Genomic DNA, 26,312 nt, shown 5'->3' with positions numbered 1-26,312 from the left:
TGATTGAGTGTAGAGTTATAATAAATCAGTGTCACTTGGTAATTCGTTGGCCAATCTTTGCGCTGGCGATGCGGCATACCAACCATCATGCTCGTATTTCGAGTTTCTTGAAATGAGTTACTAACTTTAGGAGTGCTAAATCTGCGCAGCTTTGTATCTCGCTGAAAGCTTGAGCAGAATAAGTTAGGGTATGTTTTGTTCAGTCGTGAGAGCTGATTTGTTAGCGTTTTGCGCGCAGCATTGGGGATCTCTCAGGTCTATAAATTGAGTCTTTGAGGTGTTGCATCAAAGAGGGCTAAAGTGTGGATTTTATTTACTTATAGAAACTCTCGGGTTTAGTATGCCCTTTCTAAGAATTGAAGAGGGTGTATGGGTTCTTTATCGTCTGATTTGAAATCAAAAAAAGCTGTAATTGGCATTGTCGGGTTAGGTTATGTTGGGCTTCCACTGGCATTGCGGTTCTCTGAAGAGGGTTACTCTGTTGTTGGATTTGATATTGATGACTTTAAGGTCAGTAGAATTTCCGAAGGTCAGAGTTACATAGAGCATATTCCAAGCTCATCGGTGAAAGAGGCAGTTTCAAAAAGCTTTACTGCGACGACCGACTTTAAGCAGATTGCAAAAGTAGATGCAATTATTCTATGCGTACCGACTCCTTTGAATAAATATCGGGAGCCGGATCTTAGTTTTGTCTTGAATACTATGGACAGCATAGTTCCTTACTTGAGAAAGGGGCAGGTTGTTTCTTTGGAAAGTACAACTTATCCTGGGACTACAGATGAAGAATTGAAGCCGCGAATTGAGTCTCGTGGTTTCAAGGTCGGAGAAGATGTTTATTTAGTCTTTTCACCAGAGCGGGAAGATCCGGGTAATCCAAACTTTACCACTCGAACTATTCCGAAAGTGGTTGGTGGTTATAGTCCATCCTGTCTTGAGGTTGGAATTGAGCTCTATGGTGGCGTGATCGACAAGGTAGTCCCAGTTAGTTCAACAAAAGCTGCTGAAATGACTAAGTTGCTGGAAAACATCCATCGCGCCGTTAATATTGGCCTAGTGAATGAAATGAAGATAGTTGCAGATAAAATGGGCATTGATATTCATGAGGTTATTGATGCGGCAGCAACGAAACCATTTGGATTTGTGGCGTATCGTCCTGGGCCTGGAATTGGTGGGCACTGTATTCCTATTGATCCCTTCTATTTGACTTGGAAGGCTCGGGAGTATGGGTTGCACACGCGCTTTATTGAATTGGCTGGCGAAATTAACAATGCGATGCCGAACTACGTAGTTAGTAAGATTGCGATGGCATTGAATGATAAGAATAAGTCGGTAAAAGGATCTAAAGTCTTGGTCCTGGGAATTTCTTATAAGAAGAATATTGATGATATGCGTGAATCACCATCTGTCTTCCTGATGGAAAAATTACGCGATGATGGTGCGATCGTAGATTATACAGATCCCCATGTTCCGGTGTTCCCCAAAATGCGTGAGCATAAATTTGACTTGTCTTCAGTTGAAATTACTCCTGAGAGTGTTGCGAGTTATGACTGTGTCGTTTTGGCGACGGATCATGATAAGTTTGATTACAATATGATTTTAAAGCACGCCAAACTTGTTGTGGATACCCGTGGCAAGTATCGCAAGGCTTCTCACAATTTGATTAAGGCATAATTATGAATTTTGCTATTATTGGTGTTGGCGGGTATATCGCCCCAAGGCATTTGGAAGCAATTAAAGATCTTGGTCACAAATTGGTCGCTGCATATGACCAGAATGACTCTGTCGGGATTATGGACAGGTACTTCCCTGATTGTCAGTTCTTTACTGACTTCGAACGGTTCGAAGCTTTTGTTGACTCGTTGAAAGGGACATCGGAACAGGTGGAGTATGTTTCCATCTGCACTCCTAATCACATGCACGCTCCACATATCAAGTTTGCTCTAAGTCACGGGGCTAATGCAATTTGCGAAAAGCCACTGGTTTTGTTTGAGAAGCATATTGATGAACTTGCAGTGTACGAGCGTAAGTATGGTAAAAAAGTCTTCACGGTACTGCAATTGAGAGTTCATGACGCAATCTTGAGCCTAAAAAACAAGGTTGAGGCTTCAGGAAAGACTGCCCACAAAGTTGATCTGACGTATATGACTTCTCGTGGACAGTGGTATCATGAATCATGGAAAGGTGATGTCCGTAAGTCGGGGGGGCTATCATCGAATATCGGAGTTCACTTTTTTGATATGCTGACCTGGATATTTGGTGATTCAGTTGAAGTAGCCATGACAGAAAAGTCACCTGTTGTGGAAAAAGGTTTTGTAAAATTAGCTAAAGCTGACGTTCATTGGGAGTTGACCATAGATAAGTCTCGCTTGCCAAAGCAGGCGGTTGAATCTGGGAAGACAACTTTTCGATCTATTAAAATTGATGGGGAAGAGTTTGAGTTTTCTGAAGGTTTTACTGAACTTCACAAACGTGTGTATACTGATATTTTTGCCGGACGAGGCTATGGATTGCAGGACGCCAGAGCTGCAGTTCGCATAGTAGAAAAAATTCGGAGCCTATAGGCCTGAGTTAATAATAGGGTTTTGAGGATAGTGTGGATTCAAATGTATTTGTTCATCAGACGGCAATTGTAGATAGTGGAGCTCAAATTGGAGCTGGCACCAAAGTTTGGCATTGGACCCATGTTTCAGGGGGCGCAAGACTTGGTGAAAATTGTTCCTTGGGGCAGAATGTCTATGTAGGAAATAAAGTCGTTCTTGGAAGTAACGTTAAAGTTCAGAACAACGTTTCTATTTACGATAATGTCTTCATTGAAGACAATGTCTTCTGTGGACCTAGCATGGTCTTTACCAATGTGATCAATCCTCGTTCTGGAGTTGTAAGAAAAAGCGAGTATAAAGATACTTTTGTTAAAAAGGGCGTATCTATCGGAGCAAATGCGACTATAGTTTGTGGCATTACCCTAGGTGAATATTCATTTATCGCTGCTGGCGCTGTAGTAAATAAAGATACAAAGCCCTATGCTCTAGTTGCTGGGGTGCCAGGAAGGCAGATTGGTTGGATGAGTCAGTTTGGGGAGAGAATCCCTTTTCCTTTGTCTGGATATGGGCGATGGCAATGCCCGAATACGGGTACAATTTATGTTCTTTCCGGCGATTTTGTATCCGTTGAGGCAAGCGGGGTATGATTACTATAGTTGATTATGGTATGGGTAATCTTGGCTCAATACGCAATATGCTTAAACGTGTTGGTGTTGCATCCTTGATTACAAGCGAGTTGAGCGAAATTCAACAGGCATCCAAAATTATTCTTCCTGGGGTTGGCGCTTTTTCCACTGGTATGGAAAAGCTGAAAGAAATGAATTTGATTCAGTTGCTTAATCTGAAGGCACTGGAAGAGCGAGTTCCAGTTCTGGGGATATGCCTAGGCATGCAGATAATGTGTAAAAGTTCGGAAGAAGGGGCTGGATCAGGCCTTGCTTGGGTCGATGCTGAAGTAAAAAAATTCCAGTTTCCTCTTGAAGATAATTTGCACAAAGTCCCACACATTGGTTGGAACTATATAAGTCCAAAAAAAGAACACCCAATTGTTTCTGGTTTTGATCCAAAGACTCGTTTTTACTTTGTTCACTCGTACTATGTTAAGTGCAATGATCAAAAAGATGTCTTAGGAAAAACTAATTACGGTATCGATTTTGATTCTATGTTTTCGGTCGATAATATCATTGGGGCTCAGTTTCATCCTGAGAAGAGTCATAGATTCGGAATGGAATTGTTGAAGCGGTTCGCTGAGATGTAAGAGGGCATATGCGTACACGAATTATTCCAACGCTGCTATTAAAGGGCCATGGCTTTTATAAAAGTCAAAAGTTCAAGGATCTTCGTTATCTTGGTGATCCAATAAATATACTTAAGATATTTAATGAAAAAGAAGTTGATGAAGTATTGATTCTTGATATTTCGGTCAGTAAGGAAGGGCAAGAGCCTCAGTATGATCTATTGAAGGACCTTGCTGGGGAGGCCTTTATGCCTCTAGGTTATGGTGGTGGAATAAGAGAAATTTCACAGATCAAGAAGATCCTTAATATGGGGTTCGAAAAGGTTTGTTTGAATTCCTCTGCACTTTCAAACCCGCTTTTTGTTAAAGAGGCTGCCAAGGTTTTTGGTAGTTCAACCATTGCCGTGATGGTTGATGTTAGGAAAAGCTTCTTTGGGAAGTATGAAGTTTTCAATCATGTTACGGGAAAAAGCTCTTCGGATCCTTTAAGATGGTCAATGGAGCTGGAAAGTCTTGGTGCCGGAGAGATCATACTAAACAACGTAGATCGAGATGGAGTTATGAAAGGTTTTGATTTGGACTTGATTAAGTCCATTTCTTCGAAGGTATCAGTTCCAGTAGTGGCTTCTGGCGGAGCCGGTTCTGTACAAGATCTTCATGCTGCGATCCAAGAAGGGGCTTCTGCTGTCGCGGCGGGAAGTCTTTTTGTGTTTCAAGGACCATTACGTGCGGTTTTAGTTAGCTACCCGAGTGATGAGGAGTGCGCTTCAGTAGGTTTTCATCGATGAGGTATCGAGATGTTTAAAGATGTTTTTTCACTTGCGTCGAGCTCTGTACTTGGTCAGGTGATTAACCTCTGTGTGCTTCTCTTTGTAGCTCGACTGGTCTCTGTTGAAACTTATGGTGCATATGCCATTTGCATCACTCTTGTTGGTTATATGGTGGTTTTTGCTAGCGCAAAGTATCATCATGTCGTTTTTTCTGGAAGCTTGGATGAGGCTCGGAAGATAGCTACCGGCAATTTTGTGTTCACTGGATTATTGTCTGCAATTGGATTTTTATTAGTACTCATATTTAAGGGCGTTTTTGGTAAGCTACAGGATGTTTCGTTTGTTGATCTAATTCTAATCTCCCTTGCCGGGTTTTTCTCAGCTTCTAATCTCTTCTATTACTATTTGTGTCTAAGGGAAGATCGCTTAAGTGTGATTTTTCGCTCTAGGTTAATTCCACCTTTGGTCGGCGGCATTGGAATGGTTATCTATGCAGCGATGTCTGGGACGCAGACGGGACTGTTGTTTTTTTATACTCTTACGAACTTACTCGGGCTTATTATTCTTAGCGGTAGGCAGCGTGGTGGGTGGTCAGTGGAGGAAGTTGTACTCCTCTTAAAGAAGTACAAAAACTTTCCGCTATACCTTCTGCCGGCAGGAGTGTTGGAAGCTTTTAACAGTGGCTTTTTGCTATTGGCTTCATCGGAACTTTTTGGGTTGGAAGTCTCTGCTGCATTTGGTTTATATTTACGCCTGGTTGTTTCTCCGCAAGGTTTGGTGGTTTCGTCGATTGGTGATATGTTAAGGAGGAAAATTGTTACCTCCTCCGTTAGTGATTTGCCCCGACTTTTAAGGCGATTGGGTGCGGTTCTTTTTCTAATTTCAGCAATATGCGCGGTCATTATTTTCCTTTTCTCAAAATTTGGAATTGGTTTTGTTTTGGGTGATAAGTGGGGCTATGCTGGGAAGTATTTTATTTGGATGCTTCCGATTTTTGTTTTGTCTTTTGTAGTCCCTTCTCTTTCGGTTACGTTGTATGTATTCAATGGTCAAAGATATGATTTGTTTTTACAGGCTATTACAGCAGGACTCTATTGCTGCGTGTACTTCGTCGCAAGTAGAAATCTAGAAACCTTCGTTGCAGCCTTTGTAGGGGCAAATTGTTTAAAGTATCTTATAGAGCTGTTGTTGTGTTTTAAATGTATCGGGGAAGCAAATGAGACCACATAGAAGGCAATTTATTATTGGGCCTGTAGAGTTTAAGAACGATTCCTTCTTTAAAACTCGCCGTCTTTCGTGCGGAAGTTTTATTTCCTATGATAGTGATTTGCCAATATATACAAGTGACGATGATAGGTATCTTTTAATTGGTAATGCTTATTGCTCTAAGACGGGCATGGGCGCCAAAGAATTGGTGCGTTCGGTTCGGGATGTTGATGTTGATACGCGGACATGGACAGGGCGATGGATCTTGTATTTTCAAGGCGAATTGTATTCAGATTTAACGACATCTCTTTCAATGTTTTATCGGACAAATTGTCGAAGGTTTTGGGTATCTAGTAGCGTCGCATTGTTGGCCAAAGTAGAAGAGGGTCTTGTTCGACCGGAAATGGTATTTAAAGAAAGTAACTACTTGGCTCCGACTACTTGTGTAAGCGACGTGAAGCAGGTGATGATTGGTGAAAAAGTAAATCCGAGCAGCGGCGCTGTGTCGTGGCAAGGATTTTCGCCTTTGTTTACAACTACTGACGATATGGAAGTAATAGTTGGCACTCTCGTTGCGCGATTTGAAACTGCTGCAAGGGCGGTTCTGAACTCCGGAGTGATTGTTTATTCAGCTCTTACGTCTGGACAGGACTCCCGATTGGATTTGGCTGCACTGTTGAGGGTGTCCGAAAGATATGCCTTTAGAACGTTTACATTTGTAAAAAGTTTTCTGTTTATGAATCCAGGGGATAGAGAACTTCCAAAGAAGATTTCTAAAAAGTTCGGTTTTCATCACGAGCCAATACAGGAAGGTGAATTCAGAGAGAGTGTCGGTGAAATTTATAGGGAGCATTGTTGGACCTTAAGATCCACTGAACCAGGATCACCTTTTTTTTATTTGCAGCGCGGATTTTGGCAGAAATTACCGGCAGGTGTGTTGAATTTAGATCATTGCTATGAAATTGGACGAAATACTCTTTATGGTAAAGGTGCGAGTGGGGTCGGATCGGATTTTTCCAGGGAAGATCTGATAAAGGACGGGTATGTTATTGATAGTGAAGACTATCTTCGACTTGATAGCTATTTTGCGAAGCTAAATGATGAATTTGCAATTGATCGCAGGGATGCGCTTTATTTATATAAGAGCTATCCGCTATTTGGGAAGTTGTTTCAAGCACAAGATCTTTGGGTCGATTCACTCCTTTTGGGGAATAGCAGAGAGATGTTTTCACTTCTTTTGTCAGTAAGGTCAGAATTAAGGAGTGGTGGGGTGTTTCATAGAAGGCTGATCTCGGCAATTAATGAGTCGCTTTCTGATTTTCCATACAACCCAAGTCAACCACTTTGGCAGAAGTTGTTCGTCCGCCTCATTTCTCGAATGGGGAATTGGTGATCAAAGTTGTTCTATTAATTTTTTGTCTGCTTTTTCCAGCTTATACTCTTTCTTTTGAGTTGAATGACAGGCCATGGGGTAAAGAAGAGCTTCAGGAGCTTGTTGTTGGGAATTTACTTATCAATGGTGATTTTAGTATCCCGAGTAAGAGTGTTTCGATAACGAGAGATCTGGATGGGTATTGGCAGATTCGCAAGTGCTGGGGCCTTAATTCAGAGGACTATCAGAGATTCAAGAAATTGAATCAGAAAAATGTCTCCGGGATTTATATCGGAGGACTTAAAGATATTGAATTGATCGGACGTCCGTTGATTTACAAGGATGTCGATAACCTTTTGCGGGATGTATTGATAACTGTTAAAGGAGAGTTTCTTGCGCCGCAGGTCTTTGCGAAGGTGCTCGTTTGCAATGAAAACTGCTCGAGTTTGACAATACCATTGGCTGAAAAAAATGGAGATCTTGTCGGCTATGTAGGTAAAGAGTTCTTGGGCGCTATGGTTTCGTCGTTTACGCTGGTTATTTCTGGAGGAGTAAATACAATCACTTCTGTTTCTGTTGGTGAGCTTGGCGCATCTAAACTTAGACTTAATGAGCGCGATTTAGTGGCCTCAGAGATTTGTCAGAAGCCCCCTGGTGTAATGAGTAGTGCTGGAAAAACGGATTTGTTTTTTATGTCTATGCTTACGGTTTTTGCACTTTTGGTACTTTGGTATTTTGTGCGTAAACAAGAGTGGTTTTTGTCTGTCGTAGTTTCAGCATGGCTTGCCTTTTCGTTCTTTGGAGTTTGGGGATTATACTTTGGTGTGAGTGAGTATAGATTGGCTCAGGGGGTTGTAGACAGGTCAAAGATTATTACTCTCGCATTCCTGAGTATTGGTTCGTTGCTTCTTATTTTAGCTGGTTGGCTATTTAGCCAAAAGATATTTTCTTTCGTTAAGATTTCAAAGCAAAACAAGGAGGTACTTCAAGTAAAGATTGTGGTTGCATTATATGTCTTTTTGGCTGGTGCTTTGTGCCTGCTGGCAATTTCCGGCTTGTATTCATTTTTGAAAATCTACTTTAATTGTGATGGTGCACATTGTGCTACTTACTTAGCACAAGTAAGGCAGGAAATAACAGACCTCGGTTTTCTTAAGCCACATTACCAGCGTCTTTTATTCTATCATCTAACTTCGTTGCTTTCTTATTCTATCATTTGGCGACTTTTGACCAGGAAGACCATCGGCAGTTTATTGCTTTTAGTATTCGTGTTTTTCATTCAGGTTTTCCTTATTGTTTATAATGGAGAGAAGGCCCCCGTGCTGTGGTATGGGTATGGACTGTTATTTATATTCTTTTCAAGTGGAAAGATTAGTTCGCGTTGCTGGTCCATGTTAGTTCTGTCTTTGGCAGGTATTATCCCATTGTTGTTAGCTGCAATTCCCGTTTCCTTGGCAGATCGACTTTCTTTTGGATCCTTAACAGTTGCTTACAAATTGATGGAGGTCTTTCCAGCAGAAACTGCTTTTTTAGGTGGGAAAAGTCTATTTGATCCTCTTGGTTTGTATGGTGGTAATAAATTTGATTTGCCATTCTATCTTTGGCGAGTGATCCATCCGGAACTGCTATTTTCATCGATTCGTGGCACCTCTGTAACGGCCTTTTGGGGAGAAGGCTACGCAAATTTTGGATGGACAGGTTTTGTTCTTTCTACTTTTTTAATGGGACTATTTTTTGGCTCATTGGTAACTTTTGTTAGGAGATATTTGTCTATCGGAGATTGTGTCTCCGTTAGTGCTTGGCTTATTTTTCGATATATAGTTTTTGCAGAAAGTTTGTTCTTAACATTGATATTAGATTTTTTCTTGATTGGTATTGGGTTGGTGTTTGCTGTTCTTTACTGTTTCAGTAGAATTTTTAAAGTTGACACCAAGTAGGGATGAGGGTTTTGAAGGGAATAGTTTTTTTATCCATATTCTGCACAGCTAGCTCTTCATACAAGCTGAGAAGTTTTTTTTCTTCAATCTTCCAATTTAAGTCATTGAGAATTGCAGATCTCCCATTTTTTCCCATTTCTTTCGCTTTATCGATGTTGTTTGCTAAAAAGTCTATTGCATTTGCAATCTCCTCAGGGGATGTTGGGTCCACGCAGATACCACACTCATAGTGATTTACAATTTTTTCCCAGTTTTCGAAGTTTGAGGCAATTATGGGGATACCAGCGCTCATATACTCGAACATTTTTACTGGCAGGGATTCTATGTAGCTCTTTGTCGGATGTAGTATCACCAGGCCAGCAAATGATTGTGCAAAAACATCTTTAATAGTTTCACGGTCTGCGTATCCAAGTTCTGTAGTTTTTCTCCAGCCCCGCATTAATTTTGCTCGTTTTTCAGTTTTTGACTCGGAAAATTTGCCACATAAAGCAAGCTTCACTTCTCCTTTTACTAATTCCATCGCCTCGATTATTTGGAATACTCCCCGTGCCTCAGTAATAGCGCCAACGTAACAAACTTGCTTGGAAGTTTCAGGGATTGACGGCCGTACTTCCTTAAATTCATCGGCAATTGGATAGTTTAAAACATCAATACATTTGTTGGAGATGTTTTGAAATTTGCTGTTAATGAAAGGAGTTGCTGAAACTACAGCATCTAGTCTCTTTACTGCATTTTGTTGGTATGTTTTATAGATTATTGAAATGAGTTTTCTTGCTGGACGAGGAATATACCTTTTCTCTAATATTTGATTTGGAACGTCCTCGTGGGAGTCAAATATTACAATTTTCCCCAATTTTTTTAACTTTAGTCCGATTGGTATGAGCTCGGGATCATGCAAGTGATAAATATCGGCATCTACTTCAATTGCCTTTCTTAGAATTCGGGCCGGAGAGAAAATCATTCTTTTAAAGCGACTGCCTGCATTTTTTCCTGTATCGAAGATCACGACTCCAGATTTAATCTCGTCTTTCATGCCGTCAGCTACGATCAGTGATACTCTATATCCAGATAGTGCAAGGGAGGTGCATTCCTTTAGGAATATTCGAGTGTCATACCTATTGTGAACTGAAGTTAAATGGCACACACTGTAAGTAGTCATTGTAAATGAGTCATTTTCTAACGCCTGTTTTTTAGATGATAACCGCCAAATATTCATACTTATCTATTGCACGACGGTTTCTCGTATTAATAGTAGTGTGCTGACGTGTTTGTAGAAATACACGCCATAAGTTCAAAGTGTGAAGGAGAAGGTTACAGAACCATAAGGAGTTTTAGATGATTAATTTGGGATGCTTGCGCGTGTTAATGTTCATGGAAAAAATTTAACGCTGGTCGGATTTTAAGTGTATTTATATCTGTGAAATTTGGGGTGTTTCACGTCTGCTGCTACAGAAAGCAAATATACCCAAAGTTGTGTAGATTGATACCGGCAAGAAGCTCCAATATGAGAAGCTGGAAGTGAGTGTAAATGCGATGGTAATTAACAATGCAATAAACACTTCCAGTGACCATTCTGTCTTAATACGAAAAAGACCGATCAGTGCAATTAGTATGCAGGAGACCAAGAGGATTACTCCGACTGCTCCCGTGGAAATGTATGATGTCATCAGGAAATTGTGAGGGTAGTCTATGGATAATTTGTTTATTCTGCCTAGTTCTTTCAAGTAAAAAGAGTGTCCAAAGAGCTTCTGCGTAGTTGAAAAACTGCTTGCTATCGAATATGCCGCCTTTAGTCTGTTTTTTCTCGGCTGAAAGGCCAGCTCACCAAGGCTATTAATAAAGTCTGAGTGCTCAGATGATACCTTACTGTGGTCTCGAATATTATGAACTAATTTGTAGTGAATTTTATTGAACTCTGCTGGGGTCAACACAAACGAAAGAGGGCGTACAATCGGTTCGACTATCGCTTTATTGATTAGATAGCTTTTGAATACTTGAAGGTATGCAAATAATAGGACAGTGATTGAAATTAAGAAAGCAAGTCCAATGCCAAGTGCAACCTTTTTAAGGTTAGGCAGCTTAAGGGAAGGTCTTAAAATCCAAATTAATGGTAAAAGGCATAAAAGGACAAGGAAGGCGCGTCTCGAAGAAGAGTTTAAAATGCCCGATGCTATTATTGTTGAAAAGAGAACAGCTGGAATTTTGGAGTCTTTGGAGAATGCCAAGGAGTTTAAAGAAAGAAGCAGTAGAAATGCCATGATATTGTAATCAATATTTGTTCTAACGAAATCGTAAAGTGAGCTTGCTAGAGTGAGAGTGTGGACCTCAGATATTGTTGATCCAAAACTTAGAGTAATTATTGCTGAGGGGATTGATGCTAGTAATACTCCAGCTGAAATCTGATAGGAACGAAGTTTTGATGAAAAGGTATTTAAGTTCACCGTTCTTATGAATAGTGCGAAGAGAGCTATAGTAGTGACATTTAAAATGTCTAGAATAAATATAGGATGAAAGGCATCTCGATACCAATCCCGAGTGATACAGACCAGGTGTAGCAGTGAGGTCAGTCCAAATAGAAAAATCAGTTTGATGTCGTTATTATTTATGGAGCGAACTTTGGAGAAAACTAGCACGGTGACTAATGTTGCAATTAGTAGGAGTCCTGAGTAGATTGGAATCCATCTAAAGTACAGTGACGCCACAATAAAGAAACATACAATTGATTGTTTGTTTTTTAGTTTTGTTGCCAGAAAAGAGTTCCTATTGATTAATTCTTTCACAGTGGCGCCAAGCTAGATATACCCAAGCTTACTATAGATGGCGAGAAGAGATTTCTCCTCAATATGCCAGCCAAAGTTGTGCTGTTTATTCTGCATTTCACTTCTTTTTTGATCGATAATGTTCTGAGTGAGGGTGTCGATTTTGTTTGAAAGGTCTTCAAGTGTGGGTTTGATGGACCAGCCTGCTGCATTTTCATCAATGAACGAAATCATCTCCGGAAAGGCACTTGCTAAGACCGGTACTCCCGAGTTTAGATACTCATAAACCTTGTTCGGAAGGCAGAGATAGTAGCTTAAACATTTGTTTTCAATGAGTGAAAGACCTACGTCCGCAGAAGGCGTGATTTGGGGAATTAATTCTGGAGCAACGGCTGTTTTATAATGAATATTGCTATACTTTTCAGCGTAGGACTTTATTAGGCCGGAAAGTTCTCCATAGCCCATGAATATTATATGCTTTCCAGATTTATCTTTGAATGCCTCGAGGGTCATCGGAATTCCCCGGCCTTCAGAAAGTAGTCCTTGGTACAAAAAGACTATTTCCGAGTGCGGGATGTTAAATGTATCTTTTAAGATATTGTTTCTTTGCCCAGTGTAGCTTTGTCTGTGTGGTACATTTTTTACTACAAACGGGAGTGCTATGTTGTAGGTTTCTGAATACCAGCTGGCGATTGAGGTGTTTACTACTGAAATTGCATCACAAAATCTTATAAATATTTTTTCTGTCAGTTTGTATATTAGTTTTTTGGTGCCTTTACAGCTTATGGTCTCAGTCTCGAGCTCGTGAGTGTCGTAGACTAGCTCGCAACCTTTGAGTGCTTTTATAAAAACAGATAATGGCAGGACGGGGAGACTGTGCGGGTTGATACACTCTACTTTATGTCTGGATAGATAGAGTATGGTTTTAATGTACCAAGACAAAACTGCAATCACTCTTTCTATTGAGCGGCCCAGTAGTTTAAATCTCATCGGTTTAATGCGCACAATTTCAATTTTATTGTTGATCGGCGATCGTTCTGCTAATCCATCGCGCCAGCGCCCCAGGATCTCGATTTTATCAAAGATCCCAGCACTCGCTAAAGAGGTTGTGATTTTTAGAATGCGGCTCTCATTCTCGATTGTTGACGGGTAAATGTGGACATTCATTTTATAAATTTACGTATCAAAGATCGTACTTTGTACATTGTCTGACGAAGTTGATAATTTGATGGATAGTCCCTGAATGTTTTCAGAGGCATGGATAGATACTGTTTGAATTCTTCTGGTGAGATACTGAGTTTTTTGCATAAAAATTCTGTATCTTCGGTTACGAGTTCTATCGGCAAGTTGGGCTCATTCATTTTTTCTAGAGCTTCTTGGCGTGAAAGTTGTCCGGCCAATACGAGGCTTGAAAGATGTGCGCGTTTTTTGTCAAATCCAAATCGCGTTGGAAGGAGGTATCCCTGGAAGAAGCGTGTAAATCTGGATTCGTAGTGCTTGCCGCCATAGTACTGCCATCCTAATTTCTCTGTCATTTCTTGAATAGCTTTGTTTTTATCGTATTCGATAAAATTCAGAGGTTTGATAATCTTGAAACGCTTTATGTATGGGAAGTAAACATACATTTTGAAGAAACTGATGGTTGGATATGTTGAAAGCTTTTTCTTTCCGAAAATTTTGTGAATGGCCTTGAGTTGTTTTGAGTCCATGGCGTCATAGCCCCATGCCGTTGGCAGCACTGATTCTGTTGCAAAGTTGCTACCGCTAAGCACATACTGGATATTGTGCTTGATTGCGTACCCATAAAGTGCAGCAAAAAAAGCATGGTCTTGAGGGACATCCAGGTTTGCAACACCAGACTTGAAATAAGATAGTTGCAAGTCTTTGATTTCTTCCCAATTGATGACTTCAGTGAATAAGTCAAATCCGAGTTTTTTTACGATATTTTCGATATTTCTTACTGCAACCTCAGAGTTCCAGCCTGCGTCAACGTGTACTACCAATGGGCGGAGGCCGTATTGTTTTGCAAGCATAGCGACGTAAGAGCTATCGACTCCTCCACTCAAGCCTAGAATTGAATCATAGGTTTTGCCTTCACCATCGAGTTTTATTTTGGCCATGAGCTGACTTAGTTTTTCTGGGTCTTTACTCCAGGCAGGCTTAATGACTGTGTCGAAAGTTGAGCAATGGCTGCAAACCCCGACGTCGTCAAAAGTGATTTCTGGGTCGGAGGTATCCATAATGCAGCGAGTACAAATCTGATAAGTATTATTCATATTGGCATTTGAAACTAGCTGGGGCATCTTTAAAAATCAACTGTTCTTTGTGGGCAAAAGTAAATTGAACAGTTGGCTATAATCTTTGAGAGATCCGAAAGTCTGATCATATGAAATATCAAGTTTGTTCTCGTTGTATAATGGATACATCTGATCCGGAAATTAAGTTTGATAGTGCGGGAGTTTGTAACCACTGTCATCGATACGATGAGCGGGCGCTGGTGGAGTTAAAGCACGGACCTCAAGGGCAAAAAGAGCTGGCGGACCTTGTTGAGACCATCAAAGCCGATGGAAAAGATAAGTCTTATGATTGTGTGATCGGTGTCAGTGGTGGCGTTGACAGCACAATGGTGGCTTATAAGGTAAAACAGATGGGATTGCGTCCCTTGGCCATTCATTTTGATAATGGTTGGAACTCAGAATTGGCTGTTTCTAACATTGAAAAGACTATGAAGAAGTTGGGTATTGATCTTTATACTTACGTGATAGATTGGAACGAGTTTCGCGATATTCAGCTTTCGTTCATCCGCGCTGGCGTGGCCAATATTGAGGCCCCGACTGACCACGCTATTGGGGCCCTGCTCTATAAAATGGCTTCTAAGTATGGCGTAAAGTATTTGATCAGCGGCGGAAATTTGGAAACGGAGGGGGTAATGCCGTCTTCGTGGCTCTATGACAATAAAGATTGGAAGCATATTAAGGGCCTTCATCGAATCTTCGGTAAGGTAAAACTTAAGACATTCCCTCATTATGGGCTATTACATATGGTCTACTTTGTCTTTTTTAGAGGCATCAAATTTGTGAAGGTTCTAAACTATGCGCCTTACAATAAAAATGAGGCAATGGAGTTGTTCCGCAGGGAGTTTGACTGGGTCCCGTACGCAGGGAAGCACTACGAATCCATTTTCACGAAATTTTATCAGGCGTATATTTTGCCTAAGAAGTTCGGGTATGACAAAAGAAGACCTCATTTGTCTTCGCTTATCCTCTCTGGTCAGATGACTCGGGATGAAGCCTTGAAGGAGCTCGCAATGCCGCTTTATCGGGCTGACGAGCTTGTGCGTGACAAAGAGTATGTTTTGAAAAAGTTTGGTCTTTCTGAAATGGAATTTGATCGAATAATGTCTGAAAAGCCAAAATCCTATAAAGAGTATCCATCAAACCGTCGAATTTTTGAAAATTTGAACAAGGGTTTTTTGGGGATGATAAAGAGATTCGCGGCGGGCCAGAGGAAGTAGTGAAGGTTGTATTTGTAAATCAGTTTGCGCTGAGGCCTACTGACCGCGGAAGTTTGCGGCATTTTTATTTGGCGCAATATCTTGTTAGTCAGGGCTACCGGTCTGAAATTGTTACTTCAGATATTCACTATAATAGCCGGGAAAAGCTAGTTTGGAGCCAAAGTACTGAAGTTCATGACGGTGTCACATTTAAGGTTATTAAAGGCAGACGTTATAGTGGGCAGATCAGCCGTCTTTTTAATCATATCCAGTGTGCACTAAAAGGATTCTTCTATCTCGTGGGGAACTTGCGACCTGGAGATGTCGTGGTGGGATCCAGCCCCCAGCCTTTCTTGGCTTTTACATCATATCTGGCAGCGAAGTTGAGACGCGTGCGTTTTATATATGAGGTGAGGGACTTGTGGCCACAGACATTGATTGATCTTGGTGGGTTGAGTCGATTTCATCCAATGGTGCAGGTGATGTTTTGGATTGAGCGTTTGCTTTCACGGAGATCTGAAAAAATTGTCGTATTGATGCCTCTAGCGGGTTTGTATTTTTCAGAGGCACATCGAATTCCATCGGAAAAGATTGTTTGGGTTGGGCAAGGGGTGGACACATCGGCATCTATTCCGAAATTTAGCTCAGCTTCGGTCGATTCTGCACCTGTAGAAATTGTTTATGCAGGTAGTCTTGGGGCGGCGAACAGGATTGAGTTTTTGTTGGAAGTCGCTAGTAAGCTTCAAATATCCAAAGTGAACGTTCATTTTTCAATATATGGTGATGGTCCCGAGAGAAAAGGATTAGAGTCGATGGCGATGCGATTGGGGCTAAAAAATATTACGTTTTTTGGAGCGCTTTCTCGTAAGCAGGTACTTGGTAAAGTTGCGGAATCGGACTTTGCCGTTGCTCTTGCGCACAATTCTCCGCTTTATAAGTTTGGTATTAGTTTTAATAAGCTCTTTGACTATTTCTTGGCAAAGAAACCGGTTATCTTTATTGGCGATGTGGCTAGGAATCCAGTAGCTGATGCTGGTGCTGGATTTGTTATACCCGATGGAACCCCTGGTGAGGTTGCTCAAGAAGTGAAAAAGATTATCGGCAATACCCCGGAGTATTTATTTTCTATGGGGGACCGGGGATATAGTTTCCTGATAAATAATCATGACCACAAGGTTACGGGTCAAAAGTTCCTTAAATTAATTGCTAATCAATCCTGATTTTAGGTTTTGCGGGATTTCCCATTGCGCAAGAATTTTCAGGAATATCTCTGACAACTACGGAACCTGCTCCTAGAGTTGATCGTGATCCAATTCTAATCAAAGGAATCGCTACAGATCTGGCGCCGATAAGGGTCAGTTCGCCGACAGTGACTCCGCCACAAAGTACTGAGCCTGGGGCGATGTGGGAAAATGCTCCGACGGCGCAGTCATGCTCAATTACTGCGCCGGAGTTAAGGATGCAGCCGTTTTCAATGATGGCATCTGAGTTGACGATGACCCCTGGCATAACTACTGTCCCTGGGCCGATCTTGGCTGAAATGGATATGACAGACTTTGGATGGATAAGCACTGGAAGTTCAAGGCCAATTTGGGTAGCATCCAGTGTCAGTTTTCTTCTGGTGCTGTTGTTTCCGATGGCAATTACTGCATGAGTTATGTTTTTGGTTCTGCAGAAAGTGGCAAGTTGTTGAAGATCAGAAAAGACAGGGCGCCCCAAAAACTCGGAATTTTTTGGTGAGTTGTCGAAAAAGGCAGCGATTGTATAGCTGTCTGTTGCTTGAATAACATCCGCGATGACTTTGGCGTGGCCACCGCAGCCGAAAATGACAATCTGCTTCGTCATGTTAAATCCGTTTTTTTGGTATTAGTATCGGTGGCTTCCACAAATGGAGTCATGGTTTCCGAGTTCTTAGCAGCAACACCTTCTCTTCGGAAAACTTTCCATGCAGTCAATAGAATGATTTTAATATCAAGGGACAATCCATGATTGTCCACATACCAGACATCAAGTTTGAAGCGATCCTCCCAGCTTAACAAATTTCTCCCGTTCACTTGGGCCCAACCGGTAATTCCAGGTAGAACCTCATGCCGACGTGCTTGGAATGGTGTGTAGTGTGGAAGGTACTGCATCAGTAGTGGGCGGGGGCCGACAAAGCTCATCTCGCCCTTTAGGACATTAATGATCTCAGGCAGCTCATCAAGACTGGTGCGGCGAAGAAACAGGCCGAACTTGGTAAGGCGTTGTGAGTCGGGAAGTAGGTTCCCCGACAGGTCGCGCGCGTCCGTCATAGTTCTGAATTTGTACATTTTAAAAGGTTTGCCGTATCTCCCTGGGCGAATTTGGCAAAATATAGCAGGTTTCCCAAGAAAAAGAATTACCCCCAAATAGGTCAGAGCCATGGGTACAGCAAGTAGAATGCAACACAATAAGGCCAAGGTGAGGTCAAAGCCCCGTTTCATAAATCTCCCTAGGATGAAGAAGTCTTAGGCTATAGGAAAATAAATCGCCAAACAAGTCTTCTCGCGCGCCGCATCTTGCATGCATCTGTTAGGTATTTTGAGGACTCAATGATCTTTTTCCATTATGCTTCTGGGGCTTAGTCTTAAAGAGGGATAGTGATGAAGAGCCTTTTGGCAATTGATGGGGGAGCCCCAGTTAGAAATGCGGCTATTGCGCCTTGGCCGTTTTATGATCAAGATGAGATTGAAAAAACGGTTTCGATACTTAAATCGGGTAAAGTAAATTATTGGACTGGATCAGAAACGAGGCAGTTTGAAGAAGAGTTTGCGCATTATCATGGGATGCGGCACGGAATTGCATTGGCCAATGGTACACTTGCATTGGAGTTGGCTCTTATCGGTTATGGAATTGGGCATGGTGATGAGGTCATTACGACCTGTCGTACATTCATTGCCTCAGCTAGTTGTATTGTTCGTGTGGGAGCGACCCCCATTTTGGTCGATGTCGACTTACAGTCGCAGAATCTTCTTACTTCGGAAATTGAGAAGGTAATCAGTCCCCGGACCAAGGCTATTATTGCAGTTCACTTGGCTGGTTGGCCTTGTGATATGGATGCGATCCTGGAAATTGCACGAAAGCACAACCTGAAGGTCATTGAGGACTGTGCTCAAAGTCACGGGGCAAAGTACAAAGGGCGATTTGCTGGTTCTTTTGGCGACATGTCGGCCTTTTCATTTTGTCAGGATAAAATCATCTCCACTACTGGTGAAGGTGGGATGCTTCTTTTGAATGATACCGAGTTGTATGAAAAGCTCTGGGCATTCAAAGACCATGGAAAAAGTTTTGATGCTGTTTTCAGGCGTAAACACCCTCCGGGATTTCGCTGGTTGCATGAAAGCTTTGGAACTAACTGGCGTATGACCGAAATTCAGGGGGCGGTTGGGCGTCTTCAATTGGGAAAACTTGAAGGTTGGATCCAGAGAAGGCGCCAACTGGCATCCGAAATCACTCAAAGTATCGCTCAAATTAAAGGGCTCGTTGTGCACGTTCCGGATGAAACGATTTACCATTCTTACTACAAGTACTATGTGATGGTGGAGTCGGGATGTTTGAGGCCTGACTGGAATCGGGATCGAATAATGGCGGCAATTAATGCCGAAGGAGTTCCATGTTTCTCCGGAAGCTGCAGTGAGATTTATTTGGAGCAAGCATTTAAGAAAGCGGAACTGGGTCCGTCTTATCGATTTGCAAACGCGAAAAAATTGGGAGAAGACAGTCTGATGTTCCTGGTGCATCCGAATCTGGACTCGGGTTATGCGGTTGACTTGATCAATGCTGTTACTAAAGTGATGAATGTAGCTGTGGAATAGAATAGGGAAGTTGGGTTTTTATGTTTTTGCGACTAGCCGGATTGCCTAGAAGAATAAAAATATTGCTGATGTTATTTAGCGATTTAGTTCTTCTGCCATTGGCATTATGGTCTTCAGTCGCATTGCGCATGGGAACTCTGAGTCCTGATGTGGAAAGTTATATTTGGCTTTTCTTTGTGGTTCCATTTGTAACAATCCCTATTTTTATAAGAATCGGATTGTATCGAGCTGTTATCCGTTATCTTGACGATAAGATTATCTATACCGTTTTTTATGGAGTCACACTTTCTGTTTTATTGTTGACGGCTGTTATTGTCATGGGAAGAGCTTCTTCCATTCCCCGGTCTTCTTTGATTATTTATTGGATTATCGCTATTGCTTATATAGCTTCAAGCCGTTTCCTAGCACGAGGATTGATGAGAAGCCTTGAAAGATTCGAAGATCGCCGTCAACCTGTTGCTATTTATGGCGCTGGTCGTGCCGGGCTGCAGACTGCTTTGGCATTAATGTCGGGGCCAGAGTTTCGCCCGGTTGCATTCTTTGATGACAATCCTGAAGTGCAAGGCACCAATGTTGTAGGGATTCGAGTTTTCGACCCAATGGAAGCGATTGATGTTATGAAGGCCAAAGAGTGCAGGCAGTTATTAATTGCCATGCCTTCTGCAAGCCGCACGCGCCGTAAGGAAATTATTCAGAAATTCGAACGTGAAGGGGTCATTCTTAAGACGCTGCCTGGAATGGGCGAGCTTGTTGATGGTCGTGTCAGGATTGAGGATATTCGTGAGGTGGGGGTGGAGGATCTACTTGGGCGTGATCCGGTACCGCCTTTTGAAGACCTTATTAAATCTTGTATTAGAGACAAAGTGGTTTTGGTTACCGGGGCTGGGGGCTCCATAGGTTCTGAGTTGTGCCGTCAGATCATTCTAAATACGCCACGTAAGTTGATTCTGTTTGAGCAGGCAGAATATGCTCTTTATCGCATCGAACAGGATATAAGTAGGCACCGGATTAATTTTGAGGTGATACCAGTATTGGGTGATGTTCTTAATACCGAGCACTTAGAGAAAATTATTTGTCAATATAGTGTCCAAACCGTCTATCATGCGGCGGCATATAAACATGTCCCTCTTGTTGAGGCGAATATTATTGCCGGTGTCATGAATAACGTCTTTGGAACTATGTCGGCTTCTGTTGCGGCTACAAGAGGAAAAGTTGAGACGTTCGTTTTGATTTCAACGGATAAAGCTGTGAGACCCACAAATGTGATGGGTGCCTCAAAGCGTCTGGCTGAGCTGGTCTTGCAGGGGTTGTCTCAGGATAAATCCCATTCGACACGCTTTTGTATGGTGCGATTTGGAAATGTCCTGGGCTCTTCGGGGTCCGTGGTGCCTTTATTCAAAGAGCAGATTCGGAACGGTGGTCCAGTAACTGTCACTCACCCTGAAGTAACTCGATACTTTATGACGATACCGGAAGCGGCGCAGCTCGTGCTGCAGGCTGGGGCAATGGGTAAAGGTGGGGATGTCTTCGTTCTTAATATGGGCGAGTCGGTCAAGATCGTTGATTTGGCCCGTAAAATGATTGAATTGAGTGGTCTTGAAGTACGTCATCCTGAAACTGGGCAAGGAGATATAAGCATTGAGTTTACTGGACTCCGCCCAGGTGAAAAATTGTATGAAGAACTTTTGATCGGGGATAATGTTGCATGGACGTCGCACCCTCGAATAATGACTGCCGAAGAGAAATCAATTGAGCTTGGACAGTTGATGGAGTCTCTGGGACAGATGCGCAAAGCATGTGGTGCTGGTGATGAGGCTGCTGTGCTTGATATTCTGAAAAAGCTAGTTCCGGAGTATCAGTGTCATCAGTGATCAGGTACCGCCCTGAGATTGATGGATTAAGGGCCATTGCGGTTGTTGCAGTTATCGTATTTCACTTAAATGCTCAATGGCTTCCAGGCGGTTTTGCTGGCGTGGACGTTTTCTTTGCATTGTCCGGATTCTTAATTACCAGCATTATTGTGCGTGAGAAGGAGTCCGGAATTTTCTCATTTAAGTCATTCTATATTCGCAGAATGAAAAGAATTTTGCCTCCGCTTTATGCATTGGTGGCCGCGACCGTGCTCTTGGGTGTTTTGGTTCTGACGCCCAAAGATTTTCGCTATTTTAAAGAGTCAATCAAGTATCTCCTTATGTTTTGCTCTAATGTTTACTTCGGCAAAGGTGGGGACTATTTTGGACCTCAATCTGCTGAGATGCCTTTATTGCATACATGGTCGCTGGCAGTAGAGGAGCAATTTTATTTCTTTTGGCCAGTTTTGTTTGGGCTTTCTTACAAGATACGGAATGGCTGGAAAAAGAGTCTTTTTGTTGTTCTGGTAATTTGTTCCTTTGTCTACGGTGAGTACTTACTTCAGATAAAGAGCAACAAACCGCTTGCTTATTATTCTCTGTTTTCACGGTACGGTGAGATGCTGCTTGGGGCTGGAGTTGCTATTCTGATGGTGAATAAGGACTCGCCTCTTAATGGTCTTGGGCGTTATTTGAGTAATCTTTCCTGTTTGTTAGGGATAGTGATGCTTTTAGGCTCGTTCGTCCTGCTTGGAGAGAGTGTACGCTTCCCCGGAGTGAATGCTCTTCCTTCAGTGGTGGGCACCTTACTTCTGATTGTAGGGATGACGAATTATCAAGGGGTAGTAGTGGCGGTGTTGTCCAGTCCATTGTTCAGCCATCTTGGTAAGATATCTTACTCTCTTTATTTGTGGCATTGGCCTATTCTGGCTTACATGCGGTATATGTTTGGTGCGCGCGATCTTCCTGTAACCTGGATTTTTGTGGCAGTTTTTCTTACTTATGTTTGTTCAGTTTTTTCGTACTATACGGTTGAACAGTCTGTGCGTAACTTAAAAATGAGTTTTGCAAACACCTTGGCATCTTGTCTTGTAGTTCCGACGATCGTTATTGTCGTGGCCCTACGAGGCGCAGAGTACCTTTCGTTGCAGAATGATGTGAGCCCTCTTCTTAGCACCTATGGGGGAGAGGAGGTTTGTCATTTTAAGTTTGGCGAAAACTGTATTCGTGGAGACATATCCAAGAAGCCAGGAATTTTGATTTTCGGGGATTCGCATGCCGCTCATTTGCATTACTTCATGGATAAGCTAGGGCATCTTAACGGTTGGTCGGCAATGATGGTGTCTGCAAGTTCCTGTGGTCCTGCTCTCGGATTTGATGTGGATTATCTTCCCGTGGGTTCGCGTAAGGACTGTCAGGAGTTGCTCAGTTATGTTCAGAACAACATTGCGAAATACGATACAATAGTAATCGCAGCACGCTGGGATTTTCAGTTCGGAATAGAGCCCAGTGAATACAATGATCCTGATTTTACAAATAAATTCGAGAAAACACTCGAGGCTTTGAAGAAGGCTGGGAAGAGGGTTTTAGTTGTTTCGCAAATACCGGCGCTTACTTCGGATCCTTTTCGCATGGACAAGGTTAGGAAATTGGGTGTTCCCGTGGAAGTTAAACATGGCCCCTATACCGGGCGAGCTAATACAGTTCTACGTCAGATGGCTTTACAGCATGATGTGGAGGTTATGGATATAGCTTCTTTGACGAAAGACCTTGACGGTGGTTTTTACTTAAATGGGAATACGGTCTATATGGACAACAATCACTTGAATCAGTTGGGTTCAGCAGCTTTGGCAGAAAAGTATTTCAAAGGCGAGAACCTGCTTAAATAAAAAAAGCGTCCTCGGGACGCCTTTTCGAATTAATAGATTTCGATTGCTTAGATCTGAAGCGCCACCTTTACCGCCTTCACCACTTCATCCTGCGACGCCTCATCCAAATACGGATGCATCGGCAAGCTCACCACACGGCTCGCAGCCAGCTCGGACTTCGGATAAGAACCCTTCTGATATTGACCCGCATAAACCGGCTGCAAGTGCAAAGGAATCGGGTAGTGAACCGCTGTAGGCACACCCAGTGTTTTCATCTTTTCAATGAAGCTGTCACGGTTGTCGACCTCAATCGTGTACTGAGCATAAGCTGAAGTGTTTTCAGGCAAGATACGCTGAATCGGAGCAATACCTTCCAATAGCTTATTGTAACGAGCAGCCACTTTGTGGCGAAGTTGAATCTCGTCATCAAAGATTTCCATTTTAGCCAAAAGGATCGCAGCCTGAAGAGTGTCAAGGCGGGCATTCATGCCGATGTCGGTGTGATAGTACCTTCTAGCTTGACCGTGCGTTCTTAGAACTTTGATTTTCTCTGCAATTTTGTCGTCGTTAGTGAAGCAAGCGCCACCATCGCCATAGCAACCCAGAGGTTTGGATGGGAAGAAGCTCGTGCAGGAAATCGTCGTCAAATTGCAGGATTTTTTACCTTTATAAGTGGCGCCAAAGCTCTGCGCCGCATCTTCAATGGTCACAATACCGTGTTTTGCAGCGATAGCCTCAATAGCATCGTAGTCAGCACACTGGCCGTACAAGCTGACAGGAATGATCGCTTTGGTTTTCTTGGTGATCTTTTCCTCAATACGGCTTGCATCGATATTGTAAGTTTCTCTGTCGATATCCACAAAGACCGGAACGGCACCAAAGAAGCTGATTACTTCGGAGGTGGCAAAGAAACTGAAAGGAGTTGTGATGACTTCATCGCCCGGTTTGATCCCGATAGCCATCAAGGCTAGCATCAAAGCATCGGTGCCGTTGGCGTTAGAAATACAGTGTTTAGAGCCAGTGTATTTTGCAAGGCGTTCTTCAAGTTCAAACACCTCAGGACCCATGATGTACTGACCATTCGTAAGAACGGTGTTAATTCTTTCTTGAATCTGTTTTTGAATTCTTTTTTGCTGTGACTTTAGATCAATAAATTCCATGACATAGTCCTTTTGGATAGGACTAGTATCTTGTCGATAATTGACCCAAAACTCAAGCTGCCGATGGGGGAATCGTGACGTGCGATGCGTCGATTTGGTCGGTCTTAAAACCTCAACCGCACCCCAATACCCACGTCCAAATCCACATCCGTCTCCGGCGTCAAATCCACCGCGACGGAAAGCTCCCCAAAGATCTCAATGTCCGGATTATTAATATTATAAAGCAACCCCAGCGGGGCCCGCGGACCGATGGCCAGCTCGCCATCGTGCTCGCCCTTGTTGAAGTTAATCAACCGCACCCCAAGGCCATAATACATCTCAATCGGACCGCCTCCTTGCACAGCAAAAGTCCGGGCGCGATCCCAAAGGTACGTGGCGTGAATATGAAGTCCGGAATGGTCCCCCGTGGCATAGGCCAGGGCGCCTTCGATGGAATGCTGTCCATCCAGGGAAGCTCGTCCTGAGATCCCCGATGGATCGCCCAGCACAATACCGATGGCATTGTCGGCAAGGGCGTTAGAAGTGGTAATCATCATTGATAGAGACAACGTCGCTGCTGCCATTAACTTCTTCATGAAGTCCTCCGCTGAAGTTCATTATCCGCAATCGAATAAAGAACTCCATATAAAAGAACAACCTGTTTCAAGCTGAGTGGCAACAGTCAAAAATTTCGACAGTTTATTAAACTTAAACTGTCAGCGGGGCCTCAGTTTGAACTGCAACCTGTGCCGTGCCATCAAGGCCCAACAGATAAGCCACAACATCCCTCGCACTGTAAGAACTCTTCCCACGAAGCATACGAGCGACATTGTTCAAGTCATCACCCGCCGTCAACAAAGGCTGCTCTTCCACGCCGCCGGCCTGGATTTGCCCCATGCCCACGTCAGCCATCAAAGCATTGCACAGACATTTGCGTCCGACAGTGTCTTCTTCCAAGCCGCCTTTTTTAACATAATCATTCACCGGTTCAGCAGGGCATCTTTGACCCACACTGCCGTCGGGCTTTTGATAAGCATGGCGCAAGTAACCCAGATCGCAAATACGTTTGCGGGAAAGATACAGAGCCTCTTCAGAAATAGTTCCTGAAAGACGAGCGGCCTTAAATGGAAAACCTGTTGGTGAAGAGCGAGGATCGGTAAAGATCCAGCCTCCTTCAGGGGCCGTTTCGGTCGTGATTTTCTTCAAAGCCTGGGCCTTGTGTTCTTCCTTCACGCCGGATTCTTCCGAGAAGGCAAACAAAGTTCCCACTTGAACTCCGTGAGCACCCTGAGCACGAACTTCAGCCAGCTTTTCCGGAGTCGCATAATAACCCGCCATCCAGAACGGAAGCTCCAAAGCCGCCATTTCTTTCAAGCACACTTCATCGCGAGTTCCATAAACCGGCTCGCCACGCTCGTTTAGTTTCATTGGACCGCGTGGAGGCGCATTGTGGCCGCCAGCCAAAGGACCTTCCACGATAAAGCCGTCGACGCGACCTGTGGATTTCTTTTTCAGATTCGCTGCCAGAATTGCAGAGGAAACGATCGGGAAGAAGTAAGGGCGTTTGAGTGGGACAAGCTCAGTGCCTTCCATCACAGACTGCGGATCAAAAGATGTAATGCCATCTTCAGCCGCACCCGCGACCGGAACTTTCAAAGTCGCTTTTTGGTTCTGAGCAAGCAGATCCAAAGCCCCCGGGATTTCACGCGGAATACCCGCACCCATGATCACGTAATCCACACCCGCCAGCAGGCCCCCATAAAGGCACGCCAGATTTGGCAGAACCACTTTTTCCAAAAGGTTCAAGCCGATCAAACCATTGTGACCTTCACGCGCCAGCCACACTTCAACAAAGCTTGCGGCCACAGTCAGCTGTAACAAGGCCTTTGGAGATTCCAGGTTGAACATCGGAGGACGTTTGTAAGGCTGGTTCGCTGGGCGACCACCTTCGATGAAATATGTGTCCAGAATCTTCTGAGCGATTTCCTGGGAAGGGAAGGCTTTCAAAGCACGGCGGCAGTCGCCCGCAGCATCACCATCTTGCAGACGACGAACCAGAACTGAATTGATCGCAGTTCCAGAAACAACGCCCAACTGGCCTGTTTGTGAAACTGTCTTTGCCAAACGCCAGTCAGAGACTGCGATCCCCATGCCACCTTGTATTACGATCGGATGATTAAATTGCATCCGAGCAATCTATCGGGGGGCGAAGTAGGCATCAAACATATAAAGCCACTCGGGTTAATTTTATGTTCGTTTCGGGGCGGCGGTCCAAAAGGTCTAGTATTTACATATAATTTACATATCT

At 43.2% G+C, this 26,312-nt stretch carries 22 protein-coding genes; 14 read left to right on the top strand and 8 right to left on the bottom strand.

From position 1 onward, the window contains the following. Window positions 1-369: 369 nt before the first annotated feature. Genes ACNQKP_RS11180 through ACNQKP_RS11145 form a run of 8 tightly spaced genes read left to right on the top strand, consistent with a single transcriptional unit; the run spans window position 370 to window position 9,062 of the window. On the top strand, window positions 370-1,671 hold the full coding sequence (locus ACNQKP_RS11180) for a nucleotide sugar dehydrogenase (RefSeq protein ID WP_417864810.1): 1,302 nt from the start codon (window positions 370-372) through the stop codon (window positions 1,669-1,671). Between the two features lie 2 nt (window positions 1,672-1,673). Then, window positions 1,674-2,561 carry a Gfo/Idh/MocA family oxidoreductase gene (locus ACNQKP_RS11175; RefSeq protein ID WP_417864809.1) on the top strand — a complete coding sequence of 296 codons (888 nt, stop codon included), beginning with the start codon at window positions 1,674-1,676 and terminating at the stop codon, window positions 2,559-2,561. Between the two features lie 32 nt (window positions 2,562-2,593). After that, on the top strand, window positions 2,594-3,187 hold the full coding sequence (locus ACNQKP_RS11170; RefSeq protein WP_417864808.1) for a DapH/DapD/GlmU-related protein: 594 nt from the start codon (window positions 2,594-2,596) through the stop codon (window positions 3,185-3,187). Beyond that, a complete protein-coding gene (hisH, locus tag ACNQKP_RS11165; protein WP_417864807.1) occupies window positions 3,184-3,798 on the top strand; it encodes an imidazole glycerol phosphate synthase subunit HisH in 615 nt (204 codons plus the stop codon). The genes ACNQKP_RS11170 and hisH overlap by 4 nt, the downstream gene beginning before the upstream one ends. A gap of 8 nt (window positions 3,799-3,806) precedes the next feature. Next, window positions 3,807-4,565, top strand: coding sequence for an AglZ/HisF2 family acetamidino modification protein (locus tag ACNQKP_RS11160; protein ID WP_417864806.1), 759 nt, complete (start codon window positions 3,807-3,809; stop codon window positions 4,563-4,565). Between the two features lie 9 nt (window positions 4,566-4,574). Continuing rightward, on the top strand, window positions 4,575-5,777 hold the full coding sequence (locus ACNQKP_RS11155) for a lipopolysaccharide biosynthesis protein (RefSeq protein WP_417864805.1): 1,203 nt from the start codon (window positions 4,575-4,577) through the stop codon (window positions 5,775-5,777). After that, on the top strand, window positions 5,764-7,146 hold the full coding sequence (locus ACNQKP_RS11150) for a hypothetical protein (RefSeq protein WP_417864804.1): 1,383 nt from the start codon (window positions 5,764-5,766) through the stop codon (window positions 7,144-7,146). The genes ACNQKP_RS11155 and ACNQKP_RS11150 overlap by 14 nt, the downstream gene beginning before the upstream one ends. Next, window positions 7,143-9,062: an O-antigen polymerase gene (locus tag ACNQKP_RS11145; RefSeq protein WP_417864803.1), complete on the top strand. Its 1,920-nt coding sequence runs from the start codon at window positions 7,143-7,145 to the stop codon at window positions 9,060-9,062. The genes ACNQKP_RS11150 and ACNQKP_RS11145 overlap by 4 nt, the downstream gene beginning before the upstream one ends. Here ACNQKP_RS11145 and ACNQKP_RS11140 read toward each other — a convergent pair. Beyond that, entirely contained in the window at window positions 9,043-10,221 is a 1,179-nt protein-coding gene (locus ACNQKP_RS11140; RefSeq protein ID WP_417864802.1) for a glycosyltransferase family 4 protein, read from the bottom strand. The two genes, ACNQKP_RS11145 and ACNQKP_RS11140, sit on opposite strands and share 20 nt — an antisense overlap. Window positions 10,222-11,081: 860 nt before the next feature. On the opposite strand from ACNQKP_RS11140, the gene ACNQKP_RS11135 reads away from it, so the two are divergent. Continuing rightward, the gene (locus ACNQKP_RS11135; protein WP_417864801.1) at window positions 11,082-11,330 is read left to right on the top strand and encodes a hypothetical protein; all 249 of its coding nucleotides are present in this window, start codon (window positions 11,082-11,084) and stop codon (window positions 11,328-11,330) included. 524 nt (window positions 11,331-11,854) lie between these two features. Here the strand turns inward: ACNQKP_RS11135 and ACNQKP_RS11130 are convergent. Both ACNQKP_RS11130 and ACNQKP_RS11125 read right to left on the bottom strand, forming a co-directional pair. Continuing rightward, window positions 11,855-12,988 carry a glycosyltransferase gene (locus ACNQKP_RS11130; RefSeq protein WP_417864800.1) on the bottom strand — a complete coding sequence of 378 codons (1,134 nt, stop codon included), beginning with the start codon at window positions 12,986-12,988 and terminating at the stop codon, window positions 11,855-11,857. After that, entirely contained in the window at window positions 12,985-14,097 is a 1,113-nt protein-coding gene (locus tag ACNQKP_RS11125; protein WP_417864799.1) for an N-acetyl sugar amidotransferase, read from the bottom strand. Before ACNQKP_RS11125 ends, ACNQKP_RS11130 begins: the two co-directional genes overlap by 4 nt. Window positions 14,098-14,207: 110 nt before the next feature. Between ACNQKP_RS11125 and ACNQKP_RS11120 the strand changes: the two genes are divergently transcribed. Then, complete coding sequence (locus ACNQKP_RS11120; RefSeq protein WP_417864798.1) at window positions 14,208-15,335, top strand: N-acetyl sugar amidotransferase; 1,128 nt, start codon at window positions 14,208-14,210, stop codon at window positions 15,333-15,335. Continuing rightward, window positions 15,335-16,534, top strand: a complete 1,200-nt coding sequence (locus ACNQKP_RS11115) for a glycosyltransferase family 4 protein (RefSeq protein WP_417864797.1) — start codon at window positions 15,335-15,337, stop codon at window positions 16,532-16,534. Before ACNQKP_RS11120 ends, ACNQKP_RS11115 begins: the two co-directional genes overlap by 1 nt. Here ACNQKP_RS11115 and ACNQKP_RS11110 read toward each other — a convergent pair. Continuing rightward, window positions 16,521-17,159, bottom strand: a complete 639-nt coding sequence (locus ACNQKP_RS11110) for an acetyltransferase (RefSeq protein WP_417864796.1) — start codon at window positions 17,157-17,159, stop codon at window positions 16,521-16,523. The two genes, ACNQKP_RS11115 and ACNQKP_RS11110, sit on opposite strands and share 14 nt — an antisense overlap. Next, entirely contained in the window at window positions 17,156-17,776 is a 621-nt protein-coding gene (locus ACNQKP_RS11105; protein WP_417864795.1) for a sugar transferase, read from the bottom strand. The genes ACNQKP_RS11110 and ACNQKP_RS11105 overlap by 4 nt, the downstream gene beginning before the upstream one ends. Window positions 17,777-17,935: 159 nt before the next feature. On the opposite strand from ACNQKP_RS11105, the gene ACNQKP_RS11100 reads away from it, so the two are divergent. The 3 genes from ACNQKP_RS11100 to ACNQKP_RS11090 are packed head-to-tail and all read left to right on the top strand — an operon-like array spanning window position 17,936 to window position 22,886. Beyond that, the gene (locus ACNQKP_RS11100) at window positions 17,936-19,147 is read left to right on the top strand and encodes a DegT/DnrJ/EryC1/StrS family aminotransferase (RefSeq protein WP_417864794.1); all 1,212 of its coding nucleotides are present in this window, start codon (window positions 17,936-17,938) and stop codon (window positions 19,145-19,147) included. A gap of 20 nt (window positions 19,148-19,167) precedes the next feature. Further along, window positions 19,168-21,018 (top strand): polysaccharide biosynthesis protein, encoded by a 1,851-nt coding sequence (locus ACNQKP_RS11095; RefSeq protein ID WP_417864793.1) that lies wholly within the window; start codon window positions 19,168-19,170, stop codon window positions 21,016-21,018. Further along, window positions 21,006-22,886, top strand: a complete 1,881-nt coding sequence (locus ACNQKP_RS11090) for an acyltransferase family protein (RefSeq protein WP_417864792.1) — start codon at window positions 21,006-21,008, stop codon at window positions 22,884-22,886. Before ACNQKP_RS11095 ends, ACNQKP_RS11090 begins: the two co-directional genes overlap by 13 nt. A 47-nt stretch (window positions 22,887-22,933) precedes the next feature. On the opposite strand, the gene ACNQKP_RS11085 is transcribed toward ACNQKP_RS11090, so the two are convergent. The 3 genes from ACNQKP_RS11085 to ACNQKP_RS11075 form a co-directional block, all read right to left on the bottom strand. Continuing rightward, a complete protein-coding gene (locus tag ACNQKP_RS11085; RefSeq protein ID WP_417864791.1) occupies window positions 22,934-24,025 on the bottom strand; it encodes a DegT/DnrJ/EryC1/StrS family aminotransferase in 1,092 nt (363 codons plus the stop codon). A 104-nt stretch (window positions 24,026-24,129) separates the two neighbouring features. Then, window positions 24,130-24,600, bottom strand: coding sequence for a hypothetical protein (locus ACNQKP_RS11080; protein WP_226988110.1), 471 nt, complete (start codon window positions 24,598-24,600; stop codon window positions 24,130-24,132). Between the two features lie 112 nt (window positions 24,601-24,712). Further along, window positions 24,713-26,191, bottom strand: a complete 1,479-nt coding sequence (locus tag ACNQKP_RS11075) for a nitronate monooxygenase (protein WP_417864790.1) — start codon at window positions 26,189-26,191, stop codon at window positions 24,713-24,715. Between the last annotated feature and the right edge of the window lie 121 nt (window positions 26,192-26,312).

This window comes from Bdellovibrio bacteriovorus (genome assembly GCF_048286975.1).
Lineage (GTDB): Bacteria > Bdellovibrionota > Bdellovibrionia > Bdellovibrionales > Bdellovibrionaceae > Bdellovibrio > Bdellovibrio bacteriovorus_H.
The sequence above is the reverse complement of the archived record's forward strand: the minus strand, read 5'-3'. Positions and strand labels throughout refer to the sequence as shown.

Bases quoted from the DNA above. Each gene is read 5' to 3' on its own strand.
- ACNQKP_RS11075 (WP_417864790.1), bottom strand. From the start codon at position 26,191: ATGCAATTTAATCATCCGATCGTAATACAAGGTGGCATGGGGATCGCA.
- ACNQKP_RS11110 (WP_417864796.1), bottom strand. From the start codon at position 17,159: ATGACGAAGCAGATTGTCATTTTCGGCTGCGGTGGCCACGCCAAAGTC.
- ACNQKP_RS11080 (WP_226988110.1), bottom strand. From the start codon at position 24,600: ATGAAGAAGTTAATGGCAGCAGCGACGTTGTCTCTATCAATGATGATT.
- ACNQKP_RS11155 (WP_417864805.1), top strand. From the start codon at position 4,575: ATGTTTAAAGATGTTTTTTCACTTGCGTCGAGCTCTGTACTTGGTCAG.
- ACNQKP_RS11130 (WP_417864800.1), bottom strand. From the start codon at position 12,988: ATGAATGTCCACATTTACCCGTCAACAATCGAGAATGAGAGCCGCATT.
- ACNQKP_RS11180 (WP_417864810.1), top strand. From the start codon at position 370: ATGGGTTCTTTATCGTCTGATTTGAAATCAAAAAAAGCTGTAATTGGC.
- ACNQKP_RS11085 (WP_417864791.1), bottom strand. From the start codon at position 24,025: ATGGAATTTATTGATCTAAAGTCACAGCAAAAAAGAATTCAAAAACAG.
- ACNQKP_RS11120 (WP_417864798.1), top strand. From the start codon at position 14,208: ATGAAATATCAAGTTTGTTCTCGTTGTATAATGGATACATCTGATCCG.
- hisH (WP_417864807.1), top strand. From the start codon at position 3,184: ATGATTACTATAGTTGATTATGGTATGGGTAATCTTGGCTCAATACGC.
- ACNQKP_RS11160 (WP_417864806.1), top strand. From the start codon at position 3,807: ATGCGTACACGAATTATTCCAACGCTGCTATTAAAGGGCCATGGCTTT.
- ACNQKP_RS11100 (WP_417864794.1), top strand. From the start codon at position 17,936: ATGAAGAGCCTTTTGGCAATTGATGGGGGAGCCCCAGTTAGAAATGCG.
- ACNQKP_RS11175 (WP_417864809.1), top strand. From the start codon at position 1,674: ATGAATTTTGCTATTATTGGTGTTGGCGGGTATATCGCCCCAAGGCAT.
- ACNQKP_RS11150 (WP_417864804.1), top strand. From the start codon at position 5,764: ATGAGACCACATAGAAGGCAATTTATTATTGGGCCTGTAGAGTTTAAG.
- ACNQKP_RS11095 (WP_417864793.1), top strand. From the start codon at position 19,168: ATGTTTTTGCGACTAGCCGGATTGCCTAGAAGAATAAAAATATTGCTG.
- ACNQKP_RS11125 (WP_417864799.1), bottom strand. From the start codon at position 14,097: ATGAATAATACTTATCAGATTTGTACTCGCTGCATTATGGATACCTCC.
- ACNQKP_RS11105 (WP_417864795.1), bottom strand. From the start codon at position 17,776: ATGAAACGGGGCTTTGACCTCACCTTGGCCTTATTGTGTTGCATTCTA.
- ACNQKP_RS11140 (WP_417864802.1), bottom strand. From the start codon at position 10,221: ATGACTACTTACAGTGTGTGCCATTTAACTTCAGTTCACAATAGGTAT.